The sequence below is a fragment of the Vibrio sp. 10N.261.51.F12 genome, from assembly GCF_041471725.1.
Classification (GTDB): Bacteria; Pseudomonadota; Gammaproteobacteria; order Enterobacterales; family Vibrionaceae; genus Vibrio.
The window spans coordinates 32,674-48,869 of sequence record NZ_JBFROV010000006.1 but is presented as its reverse complement, the minus strand read 5'-3'; the positions used below and the strand labels follow the sequence as shown (position 1 = coordinate 48,869).

Here is a 16,196-nt window from a genome sequence, read left to right as displayed (position 1 = left end):
TATATTGTTAAAGAGCTTGTTTCGAGCTTTACTCGAAACGGACGGCTATTTTAGCGAGTTAAGTTTCAGTGTCAAACACTTTTTTAAAACTAATTTCGTTTAGCTCATTGAGCTTAATAACCTTGCTGATTCGCTCTTGGTTTCTAACAACCTTTCCCGTCTCAGTGGGGTCGCATTATAGAGAACGAATTATTCTTGGCAAGTGTTAAATCACATAAAAACAGCACTTCCATACCGTTCGAACACAAATCAAACAAAGCGTCTATTAAAGACACAAAAAAGGAGGCTGACGCCTCCTTTTTGCATTCCAAAACCAAATTATTGGCTTGTAACAACCTTATCATTACTGACAATGAGTCTTATCGGTTTAGATGGATCTACTTTACCGGCTAGTATTTCTTTTGCTAGCGGGTTCTCAACACTTTGCTGAATCGCCCTTTTTAGTGGTCTAGCGCCATACACAGGATCAAAACCGACCTTAGCGATAAATTCTAGCGCTTGCTCAGAAACGGACAACTGATAACCCGAGTCTTCCATGCGCTGTCCTAAACGTTGTAACTGAATATCTGCGATAGATTCTATATGCTTCGCGCCCAGCGGATGAAATACAACGCTCTCATCGACTCGGTTTAAAAATTCAGGTCTAAAGTGGGATGTCACCACTTCCATAACTTCTCTTTTTATTCCTTCGTAGTCTAATACAGCGAAGTTCTCTTGTATTTTAGAAGACCCTAAATTTGAAGTCATAATGACGACAGTATTACGAAAGTCGACAGTTCGCCCTTGTCCATCAGTTAAGCGACCATCATCTAACACCTGCAGCAAGATATTAAACACGTCTGGGTGCGCTTTCTCTATTTCATCAAGTAAAATCACTGAGTACGGCTTTCTTCTCACCGCCTCCGTGAGATACCCCCCCTCTTCATAGCCAACATAACCAGGAGGGGCACCGACTAGGCGAGCAACCGAATGTTTTTCCATAAACTCTGACATGTCGATGCGGATCATTGCGTCTTCGCTATCAAACATAAAATTCGCTAACGTTTTACAAAGCTCTGTTTTCCCTACTCCTGTTGGACCCAAAAACATAAAAGAGCCGATCGGCTTATTGGGATCAGATAAACCCGCTCTGCTACGGCGAATCGCATCAGATACAACCTCAACCGCTTCAGCTTGGCCAATCACTCGCTTATGCAGTACTGCTTCCATTTGGAGTAGCTTATCTTTTTCCGCTTCCAGCATTTTTGAAACTGGTATTCCTGTTTGCTTTGAAAGCACTTCGGCAATCTCAGCGTCGGTGACTTTATTACGTAACAGGCTCATCTCTTGCATTTCAGCTTGCGTAGCCAAGTCGAGTTGCTTTTCTAATTCGGGGATTCGTCCGTATTGCAGTTCGGACATTCGATTGAGATCACCCGCTCGTCTTGCTACGTCCATATCCATACGAGCTTGCTCTAGCTCAGTTTTTATATGTTGAGTACCGGACAGTGCCGCTTTTTCTGCGTTCCAGACTTCGTCAAGTTCGGCATATTCTCGTTCTTTTGCGAGTAGCTCAGTGTTTAAAATGCCGAGTCGCTTTTCGCTTGCATCATCTTGTTCATTCTTCAGAGCCTGCTGTTCAATCTTAAGTTGAATGATTCTACGCTCTAATTTATCTAGTGATTCTGGCTTTGAATCGATCTGCAACCGAATACTTGATGCCGCTTCATCAATAAGATCGATAGCTTTGTCTGGTAATTGTCGATCCGTTATATAGCGATGAGAAAGGCTCGCGGCTGCGACGATAGCTGGGTCAGTAATCTCAACATGGTGGTGCAGTTCATAGCGCTCTTTCAAGCCACGTAAAATTGCAACGGTGTCTTCAACCGATGGTTCATCAACAATGACCTTTTGAAAGCGTCTTTCTAACGCTGCATCTTTCTCGATGTATTTCCTGTACTCATCTAGAGTGGTTGCCCCGACGCAATGTAGGTCACCTCGAGCCAAGGCTGGTTTCAGCATATTGCCAGCATCCATCGCCCCTTCACCTTTACCCGCTCCGACCATCGTGTGCAGTTCATCGATAAAGAGAATGATATTGCCTTCTTCTTTTGCTAGCTCGTTAAGGACAGACTTTAAACGCTCCTCAAATTCACCTCGGTATTTAGCGCCTGCTACAAGCGAACCCATATCAAGAGAAAGGACACGACGCCCTCTTAGCCCTTCAGGAACTTCGTTATTGATAATGCGCTGGGCGAGCCCTTCAACAATGGCCGTTTTTCCCACGCCTGGCTCACCTATAATGACAGGGTTATTTTTGGTACGCCTCTGTAGTACCTGAATCGTACGGCGTATCTCATCATCTCGGCCAATAACCGGATCGAGCTTTCCTTGTTCTGCAAGTTCAGTCAGATCGATGGTAAATTTTTCGAGTGCTTGTCGTTTCTCTTCAGCATTAGGATCATCAACTTTCTGACCACCTCTTATCTGTTCGATAGCTTGATTAATTTTAGCTTCCGTTAGACCCACCTTTTTAAGCAATTGACCTAGAGGTCCCTTGTCATCAATGGCTGCAAGTAGGAATATTTCAGATGAGATATACGAATCTTGTCGTTTTTGTGCAACCTTGTCGCATAAATTAAATAGCTTACCCATTGCACTTGAAAGCTGAACATCCCCACCAACCCCAGTGACTTTAGGAAGCTTATCTAACAATTCGCCTAATTTTGAGCGCAACTGCACCGCATCGACATTCAGCATGGTAAGCAGTGGACGAATGGAGCTACCTTGCTGATTGAGTAACGCAACCATCAGGTGGACAGGTTCAATATATTGATGGTCTCGGCCTAGGGCGAGAGATTGGGCATCAGAAATAGCGATTTGAAATTTGCTAGTAAAACGGTCAAGGCGCATAACAACCCCCTTAAATGACATACGATGTTATATGCAAATAAGATGGTTACGCGGTGAGCATTTTTCAAGATAAAGGGATAAAAATCAGCGCTGCATCCAGATAAAACTTGCCATACGTCCCGTTTGGCCATCACGACGGTAGGAAAAAAAACGCTGCGGGTCTGAATAGGTGCATAACGCACTTTGCGTAATGTCTGTTACACCCGATTGTTCAAGCTTTAATTGAGCAATAAAAGCGAGATCGGCTAGCCATTTATCTGAGGAAGGCTTGGCTTTAAATGCTTGTTCTAATCGCGAGTCTTGCCCACAAAAAATGGCTTTAACTTCACAGCCTATTTCAAAAGCATCGTAACCAATGGCGGGTCCAATCCAAGCTTGTAGTTCACCCGAAAAGCACTTAAGCGTATTTTCAACGATACCATCTGCCAAACCTCGCCAACCGGCATGAATCGCAGCGATCTCTTGGCCATCTTTAGAGGCAATGAGAATAGGCAAACAATCCGCCGTCATCGCAGACAACACAACATTCGCATGTTGTGTATAAGCCGCATCAGCATCAACAATTTGATCGGTGATGTCAGTAATGACTGCCACATTTGTAGAATGTGTTTGATTTAACCAGATGGGAGAAGAAGGCATGGCTGCCTTCTCTTTCAGTATTTGCCGGTTCAGCGCAACATTGTCTGCGTTGTCACCAACATGAGTACCGATGTTCAGTCCATCATAAGGTGCCTGGGAGACACCTTGCTCTCTTGTTGAGGTCACAGAACTGATATTTGGATTTGTCACCCATGTTGGTACAAGAAGAGACACTAGTAGTCTTCTTCCTTGTTCAGCTTTGCATCTTCTCTTAATGCCTCGGTCATGACCACCATATCTTGGGGAATAGGAGCATGGAACTCCATCTCTTCTCCCGTAGTAGGGTGAGCAAATCTCAGCATAACAGCGTGAAGAGCCTGACGATCAAACGCACGAATCATTGTCGTTAATTCTTCGCTCGCTCCTCTTGGGATGCGCGCACGACCACCGTAGGCAGTATCGCCTAAAAGAGGGTGCTGCAGGTACGACATATGCACACGAATTTGGTGCGTACGACCTGTCTCTAGACGCAATCGAAGCCTTGTATGCTCACGAAAATGTTCTGCCACACGGTAATGAGTCACCGCAGGTTTGCCTAACTCATTAACAGCCATCAATACACGTTTTGTTGCATGGCGGCTAATGCCTTTGTCAACCAGTCCACCAGCCGTCATTTTACCAATAGCAATGGCTTCATATTCACGTGTGATATTACGCTTTTGCAACGCGCGCACTAAACGAGTTTGAGCTGGTACCGTTTTGGCAACCACCATAAGACCCGTCGTGTCTTTATCCAAACGATGCACAATACCTGCGCGTGGGACTTCTGCAATTGCTGGGTAATGATACAATAATGCATTAAGTACCGTACTATCGGGTGTCCCTGCCCCTGGGTGAACAACGAAATCTCTTGGCTTATTGATCACAATGATGTCATCATCTTCAAACACGATATCAAGAGGAATGTCTTGCGCGATAAAACGCTCTTCATCTTCTAATTCGGCTTGGATTGTGATTAACTCACCACCCATCATTTTGGTTCGGGGCTTGGTGATAACCTCTCCGTTAACGGAGATTTTTCCTGCTACTAACCACTCTTTTAAGCGTGAGCGAGAAAAATCTGTGAATAATTCAGCAACAGCTTGGTCTAATCTTTGACCTAACTGGCTGTCTTTTATTGTATTTGTTAATTCAATCTGCTGAGCCATATCGAACTTTTTAAAAAACCTTGGGACTAAGTAACCACGAGTGTGGATAATGTATCCCAACATTGTATCTGTTACTTGACTGAAAAGTAATGGAGACTGAAAAATATTTATGTCAAGGAATCTCGTTTTAGTATGAAACTGCTTAAACTGACAAGCTTATTATCGCTAGTTTTGTTGTTTGGTTGTGCTGACAAAGAAGTCACCGTTCCAGATGTCCCGCCGTCACAACTCTATTCTGAGGCACAAGATTCGCTGCGAAGTGGTAACTGGTCTTCAGCTATTGAACGTTTAGAAGCGCTTGACTCCCGCTACCCATTTGGTGCGTACACTGAACAAGTTCAGCTTGATCTTATCTACGCTTACTACAAAAATGACGACCTAGCTCTGGGGCTTGCGACGATTGAACGTTTCTCACGCTTAAACCCAACGCACAATCGCTCAGATTGGGTGTTGTACATGCGCGGTTTAACTCATATGGCTCAAGATCGAAATTTCATGCATGACATATTCAGTATTGATCGCTCAGATCGCGATCCTGAGCCTGTCAAAGCTGCTTTTTCTGATTTTGACCGCCTGCTCAAACGCTACCCAGGTAGTGCTTATGCTGAAGACGCGCAAAAACGAATGGTTGCATTAAAAAATAGATTGGCAAAATATGACCTTGCGACTGCCGATTTCTATCTTCGTCGCGAGGCGTGGATTGCAGCAATCAACCGCTCACAAGAGATACAAAAGACCTTCCCCGACACTGAGGCAGCTCGGCTATCACTGGATATCCAAAAACAAGCCTATGAAAAACTCGGGATGGAAGATCAAGTGAAACGAACGGAAACGTTGATGGAGTTAAATCCTCGATAAATCACGGTTAGTTAACTTTTTTTCACTATGAACGCTGCCAATTGTGCAGCGTTTTTTTTGTTTATAAATTGGCAACTTATCCCATTCATTTATATATTTACCTTTAACACAGTAGTAACAAGGGTAGTATGTGAAAACATTTATATTATGTTTGATGATGGCTTTCACTAGCTTGTCATCCGTTGCTTTGGAACTAACGCCATTAAGTAACGAGCCTTATAAGGGCGATTTAGACAAGTTAACAGAGCGAGGCGTATTAAGGGTTCTCGTCGCCGCGGATCTCGGCTTCTATTATATTGAAAAGGGACAGCCCAAGGGTATTGGCGCTGAACAACTGCATCACTTCGAAAAAGAGCTTAAGAAAAAACACCGTCATTTAAAAGTTCAAGTAATCCCAGTACCAAGAGACGACCTAATTCCGTCACTCATTCGAGGTTATGGAGACTTGGTCATAGCGAACCTAACCGTCACTGAACGCCGAGAGCAAGTCATTGAGTTTAGTAACCCGATTCTTACCAACATCGACGAACTGGTTATCACGGCAAAAGACTACCCAAAACTAAATTCTATAGAGCAACTGAGTGGCAAAGAAGTGTGGGTAAGGGCAAGCTCGAGCTACTTTGAAAGCTTACAAGCGCTCAACAAAAAGCTATCCGATAACAACAAGCCACCAGTCTTTGTTCAATACCTAGAAGAAACACTACAGGATTACGAACTGATTGAAATGGTAAAGCAAGGCTATATCGGCGCCACGATTCTTGATAGTCATAAAGCGGAATTTTGGCATAAAACAGATGAGAACCTTAATGTTCATTACGATCTTCCGTTTAGAACCGGAGGAGAAATCGCATGGGCAATGAGAAAAGATTCTCCAGTACTGGCTAAACAAGTAAATAGCTACATCAAGACAGCGAAGGCTGGGACTTTGCTCGGTAACGTCATCTACAACAAATATCTGGACAATACCTCTTGGTTTGCTCGGGCCCTAGATCCAGAAAAACTCAAACGCCTAAATAACACTGCAGAACTCTTTAAAAAATATGGCGATCAGTATGATTTTGATTTTCTAATGATAGCGGCACAGGCCTTTCAAGAATCTAAACTCGACCAGAGAAAAGTCTCACCCAAAGGCGCAGTAGGTATTATGCAAGTACTGCCAAGTACCGCTCGTGACCGTAACGTGAATATCAAAAACATTCATTTAGTCGAGAATAACGTCCATGCTGGCGTTAAGTATCTGCGTTTTATTCGAGATCGATATTTCAACGACGAGAGCATCAGCGAAAAAGACAAAGTCTACCTATCACTTGCTGCCTATAATGCAGGACCAGCTAACATATCCAAAATGCGACGACTCGCGACTAAGCATGGTTACGATGCCAATGTATGGTTTGGGAACGTTGAACTTATGGCTCGAAGGAATATCAGTTCAGAGCCTGTTACTTACGTCATGAACATCAATAGATACTTCGTCATATATAAGCAACTTGAATCACTACAACAAGTTCGAGAGGAACAGCAAGCACAAAACACAGACGTGCCATTTTACAAAATATTGAACGACTAGAATATCAAAACAGATAAAGGTGATATTGATCACGCATTGGCGGCGTATGTTTTTTGAGCAAGGTATTATCGAGGCCGTAGAAAGCCTCCAAAAACAGTGTATTTTCAGCCTATTACCCTTTCAAATCTAAAGACTTTCAGGAAGGAATAAAAGGATTTCAACAAGTCAGAACTCATATCTTTGCGTTAGATCACATTTACTTTCTATCAATGAACACTCAATCACTTTAGTGATGTAGATCACATTTATTTCACTGTGAGCGAGTAATCTGAAGTTAACCCATAAGGGATGTCACAGAGGAAAAACATATGAGAATAAACATCACAGGCAAGAATATTGAGATTACCTCTGCAATCCGTGAACATATTGAAAGTAAGTTTAAAAAACTTGAAAAATGGCAAGTCGATATCATTAGCTGCCAAACCGCGTTTAGCGAAGAACCGAACAAACAAATGAAGTTTGAAGCATCCATTACGGTACCCAAAGGAAAATTGGTGGCATCCGCTTCGAACGAAGACCTTTATACTGCGGTTAATGAAGTAGAACAAAAACTTGAACGACAATTAAATAAGCTACGTCATAAACCGGAAGCTCGTCGCTCTGAGAAACTCGAATTCGAAGAAGAGATTGAAGCTGAGGTTGAATAACCTGCTCTCATTTCTTTACGATAGCGCCTAACGGCGCTATTTTTTTGCTTGACGGTCTATCCCCGCTTGCTTATTGTGGGGTTGGGTTCAACATAAAGTACTTCTCATAATGCTAATAACATCTCCGTTCTTTTTTGACTTTTTTTTCCTCCACTAACTTGGGGGCATCGTCGTTTACGAAAGAAAAATCAAAAACGAACGGAAAGCCTCCCAAACGGGAGGCTTTTTTATAAGGATAATTCGATGACCAATACTAAATATTCTCTTGATGAGATTCGATTACGTCTAAATGAGCTAGACGACCAATTACTGCAACTTTTATCTGAGCGTCGTCAGCTCAGTATTGAGGTTGCCAAGAGTAAAGTTCAAACATCGAAACCCGTGCGAGATGCCTCTCGCGAACAACAGTTACTCGTTAAACTCATTAATAACGGCAAAGAGAAATACCAGCTCGATGCACCTTATATCACCAAAATTTTTCATACCATCATTGAAGACTCCGTGTTACTTCAGCAGGTTTATTTACAGAACTTAGCTAACCCACAACAAAGCCGTAAGCCACTCGCTCGAGTAGCGTTCTTAGGCTCAAAAGGCTCATATTCACACCTAGCAAGTCGTGAGTATTTTTCACGTAAAAATACCGAACTGATTGAACTGAATTGCGATCAATTCAAAGAAGTGACGAAAACCGTGGAATCAGGGCATGCTGACTACGGTGTTTTACCGATTGAAAATACGAGTTCGGGCTCCATTAACGAAGTCTTTGATCTCCTTCAACACACAACATTGCATATCGTTGGTGAATTAACTCAGCCTATCGACCACTGTCTCGTTGCCACAAAAGAGATACAGCTAGAGAACATTAAAACCTTATATTCTCACCCGCAGCCCCATCAACAATGCAGTGAATTCCTAAGTCGGTTGTCAGGTGTAGCTTTAGAGTCCTGCGCGAGTACCGCAGATGCGATGCAGAAAGTCCAAGAACTGAACCGAGATGATGTCGCCGCTATCGGCCATGCCTCAAGCGGTAAACTCTATGGCTTGCAATCTATCCAAAGTGACATTGCTAACCAAACAGAAAACCATACTCGTTTCATTATCGTGGCAAGAAAGCCTGTTGAGGTATCCACTCAAATACCGGCGAAAACGACATTTATCATGTCAACCTCTCAAGATGCAGGTTCTCTGGTCGAAACCTTGCTGGTTCTACAACGTTATGGCATCAACATGACGAAGCTTGAATCTCGCCCAATTATGGGTAACCCTTGGGAGGAGATGTTTTACGTCGACGTAGAAGCACATAAAGATTCAGAACCCATGCAATTGGCAATACAAGAGTTAATTAAGATCACCAAGTACCTAAAAGTATTGGGTTGCTACCCTATTGATAACGTCAAACCCGTTATTCCTGATTTGAGTGAATAGCAAAAAGCCCCAGCAATTACGCTGGGGCTTTTTATGACCTATCATCTCTCTATGTCAGCAGAGACTTGTCGGGCTAAGTCAACGGCATAATCTTTATCTCAACACGTCGATTACATTTTCGACCTTCCGGTGTTGAGTTAGCGCAAATTGGGAATCGCTCACCATTCCCGCGAGCAACCGCTCGGCCTGCAGCAACATCTTGGCTAACTAAAAACGAACGCACTTGTTCTGCGCGTTTCTCTGACAATTCTTGATTATATTGAGCATCACCAGAGCTATCCGTAAAGCCATCAATGACTAAGCTCGTATCAGGGTATTCCACCAATATGCGGGCAACGCCTTTTAGTGAGCGGTTAATGCTGCTGTTGAGTGTGTAAGAGTTACTATTAAAACCAATCCCATTTTCCAATCGAAGCACAAGCTGGTTGTCACCCACTCTTTCTACTTGCACCCCAGAATTGAGAAGTTCTTGGCGCAACGCTTTTTCTTGTTGATCCAAATAGTACCCAGTCCCACCACCAAGGGCAGCGCCACTTGCCGCTCCCAATAAAATGCCGCGACCATCGCCACCAGAAGCAATACCCACAGCCGTTCCTGCTATTGCCCCAATCACCGCCCCTTTGGTCGCTGAATTCGTTTCATACTCACCCGTTGTTGCATTTTGGCGCTGCGTGGCTTGGCAGCCTGCTAATGTAACTAGACCCACTACTACGGCTATTTTTTTTATTTTCATTTCCATGATCTCTTTGTTCGAACAACTCACTATTTTACAGGGTGATATTCCATATAGTGAAGTTATTGTTATAAATCTTTCCCGATTCTTGACAAGAATAATGTTGCTCGAGAATTAAATGACATGGCTACGGAAGCTTTACGTTAGAATTGAGTTTGTTATCTAAGGTAATTGGAATCTATTGCTATGAAGAAAGTGATTATCGCCTCGCTAAATCCAGCTAAGATCAACGCGGTTAAGAGCGCGTTTGAGTCTACTTTCCCCACCCAGAGTTTTGAGTTTCAGGGGGTTAATGTTGCGAGCAACGTACCCGATCAACCGATGAACAATGACGAAACCTTACTAGGCGCTAGAAACCGTGTCGGCAATGCTCAGCATGCACTAAAAGACGCAGATTATTATGTAGGTATTGAAGCGGGATTAGATGGTGACTCCACGTTCGCTTGGATGGTCATTGAATCGAATGGTATTGTCGGACAGTCAAGAAGTGCCAGTTTAATGTTGCCGCCTGCTGTTATCACTCAACTCGCTCCAGACGTTGAACTAGGTGACGTAATGGATTCAACCTTTGGTACCGACAACATCAAGCAAAAAGGCGGAGCAATTGCATTGCTCACCGCCCATCAGTTGACTCGTAGTTCGGTGTACCAGCAGGCATTAATACTCGCACTAATACCGTTCATTAACCCTCAGCACTTCCCTGGATAATTCTACCAGCCCGTGTGTGAACCCTTTGCACAGTCGACCAAATCAATGGCTGTTATCCGCTACGTAATAGCAGCTTAGTAAAAACGTACTTGAGTAATACGTTATTTGAGTAACAAGTCACTGAGCGATAATTTATTCTCATCGCTCAGGCGCTTCACTTCAGCAGAACCCCGAGTAATTGTTGCGACTCCCACGCCAAGCATCTGACTGATCTGCCGCTGTGATAACTCACCCTTGAGTAATTCACACAAAATATTTACTCGCGCCGTTACTGCTTCCCGTTCGTCTGGAGTAAGCAGCATCGTCAGCAATGCCGCTTGTTGATCTGCTCCATCGGTTCTTTGAATGAGGTCGAGCACTTGTTGCCAGTCTTGATATTGAGGTTCCATTCACTTTTCCATCAGAAACATTCCTTTCGTATTTTAACCTCAAGAAGAAGGTAAATGGTAGCCCAGTCATTTAGTATCGACGATTCGCTTCCTCTGTCGTCAAAAAGCTGCCCTCTATCCCCAGTCGATCTCGATAGTACGTCTGAAACATCAAAATATTTTGCACGTAGCCACGAGTCTCCTTAAACGGGATGGTCTCAATAAAAGCAAAAACATCGAGTTGCTCGTCAGAACGTTGACGCCAGCGTTTGACTCTATTTGGCCCTGCATTGTACGCAGCAAAGGCAAAGATACGATTATTATCATAGTCGCCTAACAAACCATTCAAGTAATGCGAGCCTATTTCTATGTTTTTACCCACGTTATAAAGCTCTTTAGAGCTGCTGTATGAAATCTTATACTTCTTAGCCGTATATTTTGCTGTAGCTGGCATAATCTGCATAACACCTCGCGCCCCTACTGGTGAGCGAGCCTCTACATCCATGGCACTTTCTTGTCTCGCCAAAGCCATCATCATCACGCTATCGAGGCCGAGCTCCTTAGCATAAAAATCAAACCACCAGCGATGGGCAATCGGGAATCGCAGGCTCATGTTGTCCCACATTTTTGCTGAGATAGTCGCAACAACGGTAAAATGATGCCAACCTTGCTGACCGGCATAAGCCGCAAGCATCGTTTTTTCATCTTTTGATACTCGAGATAATAAATAACGCCATTCCGATTTCGCAGCTGCTATTTTATCTCGAACCACCAATTCTTTAATACGAACCAAACTGTCTTCGTATGGTTCAAGCACGGCCGCATCAATAGTAACTCGAGATATTGGGTAGACAATTGAGTGCTCTAAATAAGTTGCAGCAGCGGCGCTATAGAAATTACGCTCACCAACCAGTCTTTGAAGGCGTTCTTCTCCCTGCTGCTGATTACCTGATTTAATCTCGACGCGAGCTATCCAGTACTGCCATCGACTACTGTCGCGCTTAGCCTGTGATAGCTTTCCAATCCAATCTAGCAATCCAGTCCAATCACTTTGTTGAATAGCAAGACGAGCACGCCGTTCAATATTAATATCATTGCTACTATTCGCCAGTACGCCATCTCGCCATTTGACCTCAGATGAAGATTTGGTATTAATCAACCGCATCGCTAAGTAATCGGCCATAGACTGCTTGATTTCATTAGATATTTTTTCATTGGCACTGAGGGTTGGCCATATTGAATACGCTTGATCGCTATCAGAGCGTGCAAGCTTCTTAAAAGCCGACTCGATTAACTCACTTTTATAAGGTTCAGGAAAAGTGCTACCAATGAATGAGGTGACTTGTTGAGGCGAGGAAAAAAGTGTGCCGACCTGTTTTCCTTGTGCTTGACCTTGATTCGTTTTTAACTGTTTATTGAGGTATTTAATGAGCGAACCATTGCGCGATTGATAAGCGTAAGTCATGCGCTCAATGAGTCGTTCATCGGTGCGATATCCAGCCTTTGTCCACTCTGAAAACAATGGATCACAAGCGTCTGATACGCTTTTACCACTTTTCCATAGCTCACCAGCCCCTTTAAACGCTTCCTCGTGGTTTCCTGTCTTTAATTGTGCGTAATGGTACAAACATTGATAACGTTCTCCTTTTGGGTAGGTAGTTTGAAACTCTAAAAGTTCATCCCATTGCTTACGCTGAGCCAAACGGTCCAAATAAGGAGCTCTTACACGAGAAGAGAAAGGCAACGCTTGGTTGTCTGCCATAAACTGATTGACTTGAGCAACCGACTTATCACTTAGCTCAAGAGAAAACACTCGATTATCAATATAGGGTGTTAAGGGATAATCGGCAATTTGAGGGCGTAAACTCTGATACCCAGAAATATCCTTACGATCGATTAATGACTGCGCTTTGTCATACATTGCTCTTTGTTTTTTAAGCTTTGCCTCCTCTTGCGCTTGAACGCTCCCTACACTGACTAAGCATGACAGTATCGCCGTCCATGCTAACTTAACCTTTCCTTGTCTGTTCATCTAACCCTACCCCTTAAAATTGTATAATGATGCGACCACTTGATCATTGTTGTTATTTTTATGTCGCTTTCTCAACGCACACTAAAGGCATGGTCAACTTTCAATTTAAGACGATATCACTGCTTATGCCAATCCATTTCTCATTAAGAATTTGTTTCCTTTTGCTTCAGTGCGGTAATTTTGCTGCTAACCGTGCATAACAGAGCGAATGAGTACACTTTGCCAAAGAAGGAAAATTGAAACGTAGTGACTGCGTAGTGTAAAATAACCGTTCTATTGACTTGAATATTAGGATCGAACGGTAATGGCTGAGTACGTCTATACCATGTCGCGAGTGAGCAAAATTGTGCCACCGAAGCGACAAATACTTAAGAATATCTCTTTAAGCTTCTTCCCTGGCGCTAAGATTGGCGTTTTAGGCCTTAACGGTTCAGGTAAATCTACCCTGCTTCGTATTATGGCGGGTCTTGATACAGACATCGACGGAGAAGCGCGTCCACAGCCAGGACTGAACGTTGGTTATCTTCCTCAAGAACCTCAACTCGACGAATCTAAAACGGTACGTGAGATCGTTGAAGAAGCCGTTGCAGACGTGGCAGGTGCGATGAAGCGCCTTGATGAAGTCTACGCAGCCTACGCAGAACCTGATGCGGATTTTGACGCCCTAGCGAAAGAACAAGGCGAGCTTGAAGGACTGATTCAAGCTAAAGATGGTCATAATCTAGAGAACACCCTTGAGCGAGCTGCAGATGCCCTTCGTTTACCAGAATGGGATGCAAAAGTTGAATTCCTCTCTGGTGGTGAGCGTCGTCGTGTGGCGATTTGTCGCCTGTTGCTTGAGCAACCAGACATGTTACTACTCGACGAGCCTACCAACCACTTGGACGCAGAATCTGTCGCGTGGCTAGAGCGCTTCCTTGTTGATTATACCGGCACTGTTGTGGCCATTACCCATGACCGTTATTTCTTAGATAATGCGGCGGGTTGGATTCTCGAGCTAGACCGAGGCGAAGGTATCCCTTGGGAAGGCAACTACACCTCATGGCTTGAACAAAAAGACGCCCGTCTTCAGCAAGAAGCCTCTCAAGAAAAAGCTCGTCAAAAAACCATTGAGAAAGAGCTGGAATGGGTTCGTCAAAATCCTAAAGGCCGCCAAGCTAAATCAAAAGCTCGTATGGCTCGCTTTGAAGAACTACAAAGTGGCGACCATCAGAAACGTAATGAAACTAACGAGCTATTCATCCCGCCAGGTGAGCGTTTAGGTGATAAAGTTCTGGATGTGACCAATCTAACAAAATCATTTGATGGTCGTGTTCTTATCGACGATCTATCGTTCAGCATCCCTAAAGGAGCGATTGTTGGCATCATCGGTGCCAACGGTGCGGGTAAATCTACCCTGTTCAAAATGCTCAGCGGTACCGAGCAGCCTGATTCAGGCACCATTGAACTTGGCGATACCGTTAAGCTAGCATCTGTTGAGCAATTCCGTGATTCAATGAACGATAAAAACTCTGTCTTCCAAGAAATCTCGGAAGGATCAGATATCATCAAGATAAATAACTTTGAGATCCAAGCCCGAGCATACTGCTCTCGCTTCAACTTCAAAGGCGCAGATCAACAAAAGATCATTGGCGACCTTTCAGGTGGTGAGCGTAACCGTGTTCATTTGGCGAAACTGCTCAAAGCGGGTGGCAACATGTTGCTACTCGATGAACCAACCAATGACCTTGATGTAGAAACCTTACGTGCGCTTGAAGAAGCCCTGCTTGAGTTCCCTGGTTGCGCCATGGTTATCTCGCATGACCGTTGGTTCTTAGACCGTATCGCAACCCACATCATCGACTATCGCGATGAAGGCCAAGTAAACTTCTATGAAGGTAACTACACCGAATACATGGAATGGTTGAAGAAAACCTTAGGTCCACAAGCCGCTGAACCACACCGTATTAAATATAAGCGCATCTCAAAATAATCATATGAATTTGAGATAAACTTGTTTTTTTACATCAGGCCGCTAATAATAGCGGCCTATTTTTTTGTGATTTACGTTCATATTCAGCGAAAATTAACAGAAAATTCACTCTATTTATAGAAACTAAGTAAACTGAACTGACTCATGCCAAATCAAATTAAGGTTGTGATACCAACCACGCAAGGAAAGGCGAAGAAGACGCTACGCTTAGGAAAAAAACGAACCTACAGCACCCTTATGCTTGCCGCTGCACTCCCTGTTGCTCTTGGTTTAGTTGGGTATTCATTTACACAATCGCAGACACAGCTCAATTCAACGCAGCACCAATTATCATCAACTGAGTTGTCACTATCAGATTTGCAACTTGAAAAAAGCGAACTTGAATCTCAACTTCAAGCCCAAGTCGACATTACTCATAACCTATCTCAAGAGCTAGAAGACAAACGAGACGAGCTGCAATTACTTGGAAAACGAGTTAACGACGTTGAGGCTGTCCTTGGCCTTGTTGATGAAGAACTCTACGATGCAGAGATGCCACTTGATGAGCGTATTGATGCCGCTGCCATAGATTCTGCGGTTCGAGCAACGATGTTCCGACTTATTCCTAACGACAGCCCAATGACGTATCAACGAATCTCGTCATCCTATGGCCGCCGTACCAACCCTATTTCTGGCAACCGCCAACTGCATGCGGGGATCGACCTCACATGCAAAACAGGTGAACAGATCTTAGCGCCAGCAGACGGTGTAATTGAAACCGTTCGCCCTAGCCGTCAAGGTTATGGCAATTACATGACAATACGTCACGCATTTGGCTTTATGAGCTCCTATGCTCATCTCAATAAATTCAAAGCAAAAAGTGGGCAATTTGTTAGAAAAGGCGACGTGATTGCACAGTGTGGTAACAGCGGTAACTCTACCGGCCCACATCTACACTATGAGGTCCGCTTTCTAGGTCGTACGCTCAATCCACAGTACTTAATGGATTGGAGCCCAGAAAATTTCGATTACGTCTTTGAAAAAGAGAAAAAAGTCCAATGGGCCCCACTTGTCGACCTCATCACAAGTGTCGTGAAGTTGCAGATTAATCTGACGAATGCACCTTATGTAGATTCGTCGATAAAGACGGCGGGGAACGAAGAACTGCCCTCAACAGAAGATGCACATACGCATTAAAGCAATACCAAAAGCAGAAGCAGAAGCAGAA

The 16,196-nt window shown here is 43.8% G+C and carries 13 protein-coding genes and 1 other annotated feature; of the genes, 7 read left to right on the top strand and 6 right to left on the bottom strand.

Translation table 11 applies throughout. The features are described 5' to 3' along the window. Positions 1-318 precede the first annotated feature (318 nt). The 3 genes from clpB to rluD form a co-directional block, all read right to left on the bottom strand. A complete protein-coding gene (gene clpB / locus AB4405_RS04045; protein ID WP_372059743.1) occupies positions 319-2,892 on the bottom strand; it encodes an ATP-dependent chaperone ClpB in 2,574 nt (857 codons plus the stop codon). A gap of 84 nt (positions 2,893-2,976) precedes the next feature. After that, positions 2,977-3,705, bottom strand: coding sequence for a peptidoglycan editing factor PgeF (pgeF, locus tag AB4405_RS04040; protein WP_372059742.1), 729 nt, complete (start codon positions 3,703-3,705; stop codon positions 2,977-2,979). Further along, entirely contained in the window at positions 3,705-4,679 is a 975-nt protein-coding gene (rluD, locus tag AB4405_RS04035; RefSeq protein WP_102470283.1) for a 23S rRNA pseudouridine(1911/1915/1917) synthase RluD, read from the bottom strand. Before rluD ends, pgeF begins: the two co-directional genes overlap by 1 nt. 132 nt (positions 4,680-4,811) lie before the next feature. On the opposite strand from rluD, the gene AB4405_RS04030 reads away from it, so the two are divergent. The 4 genes from AB4405_RS04030 (at position 4,812) to pheA (ending at position 9,176) form a co-directional block, all read left to right on the top strand. Further along, positions 4,812-5,537 carry an outer membrane protein assembly factor BamD gene (locus tag AB4405_RS04030; protein WP_372059741.1) on the top strand — a complete coding sequence of 242 codons (726 nt, stop codon included), beginning with the start codon at positions 4,812-4,814 and terminating at the stop codon, positions 5,535-5,537. A gap of 154 nt (positions 5,538-5,691) precedes the next feature. Beyond that, the gene (locus AB4405_RS04025) at positions 5,692-7,104 is read left to right on the top strand and encodes a transglycosylase SLT domain-containing protein (RefSeq protein ID WP_372059747.1); all 1,413 of its coding nucleotides are present in this window, start codon (positions 5,692-5,694) and stop codon (positions 7,102-7,104) included. Between the two features lie 308 nt (positions 7,105-7,412). After that, entirely contained in the window at positions 7,413-7,751 is a 339-nt protein-coding gene (hpf, locus tag AB4405_RS04020; RefSeq protein WP_102470281.1) for a ribosome hibernation-promoting factor, HPF/YfiA family, read from the top strand. Positions 7,752-7,862: 111 nt separating this feature from the next. Beyond that, positions 7,863-7,983: a sequence feature (Phe leader region), on the top strand. Between the two features lie 11 nt (positions 7,984-7,994). Beyond that, positions 7,995-9,176 carry a prephenate dehydratase gene (gene pheA, locus AB4405_RS04015; RefSeq protein WP_102470280.1) on the top strand — a complete coding sequence of 394 codons (1,182 nt, stop codon included), beginning with the start codon at positions 7,995-7,997 and terminating at the stop codon, positions 9,174-9,176. A gap of 73 nt (positions 9,177-9,249) precedes the next feature. Here the strand turns inward: pheA and AB4405_RS04010 are convergent, their stop codons facing one another. Further along, the gene (locus AB4405_RS04010) at positions 9,250-9,903 is read right to left on the bottom strand and encodes an OmpA family protein (protein ID WP_372059746.1); all 654 of its coding nucleotides are present in this window, start codon (positions 9,901-9,903) and stop codon (positions 9,250-9,252) included. A 192-nt stretch (positions 9,904-10,095) separates the two neighbouring features. On the opposite strand from AB4405_RS04010, the gene yjjX reads away from it, so the two are divergent. Continuing rightward, a complete protein-coding gene (gene yjjX / locus AB4405_RS04005) occupies positions 10,096-10,617 on the top strand; it encodes an inosine/xanthosine triphosphatase (protein WP_372059740.1) in 522 nt (173 codons plus the stop codon). Positions 10,618-10,718: 101 nt separating this feature from the next. Here yjjX and trpR read toward each other — a convergent pair whose 3' ends face one another. Continuing rightward, positions 10,719-11,006, bottom strand: a complete 288-nt coding sequence (trpR, locus tag AB4405_RS04000; RefSeq protein ID WP_372059739.1) for a trp operon repressor — start codon at positions 11,004-11,006, stop codon at positions 10,719-10,721. Positions 11,007-11,076: 70 nt separating this feature from the next. Beyond that, positions 11,077-13,017: a murein transglycosylase gene (gene sltY / locus AB4405_RS03995; protein WP_372059738.1), complete on the bottom strand. Its 1,941-nt coding sequence runs from the start codon at positions 13,015-13,017 to the stop codon at positions 11,077-11,079. A 304-nt stretch (positions 13,018-13,321) separates the two neighbouring features. On the opposite strand from sltY, the gene ettA reads away from it, so the two are divergent. Then, positions 13,322-14,989, top strand: a complete 1,668-nt coding sequence (gene ettA, locus AB4405_RS03990) for an energy-dependent translational throttle protein EttA (protein ID WP_372059737.1) — start codon at positions 13,322-13,324, stop codon at positions 14,987-14,989. Between the two features lie 144 nt (positions 14,990-15,133). Continuing rightward, a complete protein-coding gene (locus AB4405_RS03985) occupies positions 15,134-16,165 on the top strand; it encodes a M23 family metallopeptidase (protein ID WP_102469948.1) in 1,032 nt (343 codons plus the stop codon). Positions 16,166-16,196 lie beyond the last annotated feature (31 nt).

Excerpts from the sequence above, each read along its gene's own strand:
- clpB (WP_372059743.1), bottom strand. The coding sequence starts at position 2,892 with ATGCGCCTTGACCGTTTTACTAGCAAATTTCAAATCGCTATTTCTGAT.
- rluD (WP_102470283.1), bottom strand. The coding sequence starts at position 4,679 with ATGGCTCAGCAGATTGAATTAACAAATACAATAAAAGACAGCCAGTTA.
- AB4405_RS04030 (WP_372059741.1), top strand. The coding sequence starts at position 4,812 with ATGAAACTGCTTAAACTGACAAGCTTATTATCGCTAGTTTTGTTGTTT.
- AB4405_RS04025 (WP_372059747.1), top strand. The coding sequence starts at position 5,692 with ATGATGGCTTTCACTAGCTTGTCATCCGTTGCTTTGGAACTAACGCCA.
- hpf (WP_102470281.1), top strand. The coding sequence starts at position 7,413 with ATGAGAATAAACATCACAGGCAAGAATATTGAGATTACCTCTGCAATC.
- pheA (WP_102470280.1), top strand. The coding sequence starts at position 7,995 with ATGACCAATACTAAATATTCTCTTGATGAGATTCGATTACGTCTAAAT.
- yjjX (WP_372059740.1), top strand. The coding sequence starts at position 10,096 with ATGAAGAAAGTGATTATCGCCTCGCTAAATCCAGCTAAGATCAACGCG.
- trpR (WP_372059739.1), bottom strand. The coding sequence starts at position 11,006 with ATGGAACCTCAATATCAAGACTGGCAACAAGTGCTCGACCTCATTCAA.
- sltY (WP_372059738.1), bottom strand. The coding sequence starts at position 13,017 with ATGAACAGACAAGGAAAGGTTAAGTTAGCATGGACGGCGATACTGTCA.
- ettA (WP_372059737.1), top strand. The coding sequence starts at position 13,322 with ATGGCTGAGTACGTCTATACCATGTCGCGAGTGAGCAAAATTGTGCCA.
- AB4405_RS03985 (WP_102469948.1), top strand. The coding sequence starts at position 15,134 with ATGCCAAATCAAATTAAGGTTGTGATACCAACCACGCAAGGAAAGGCG.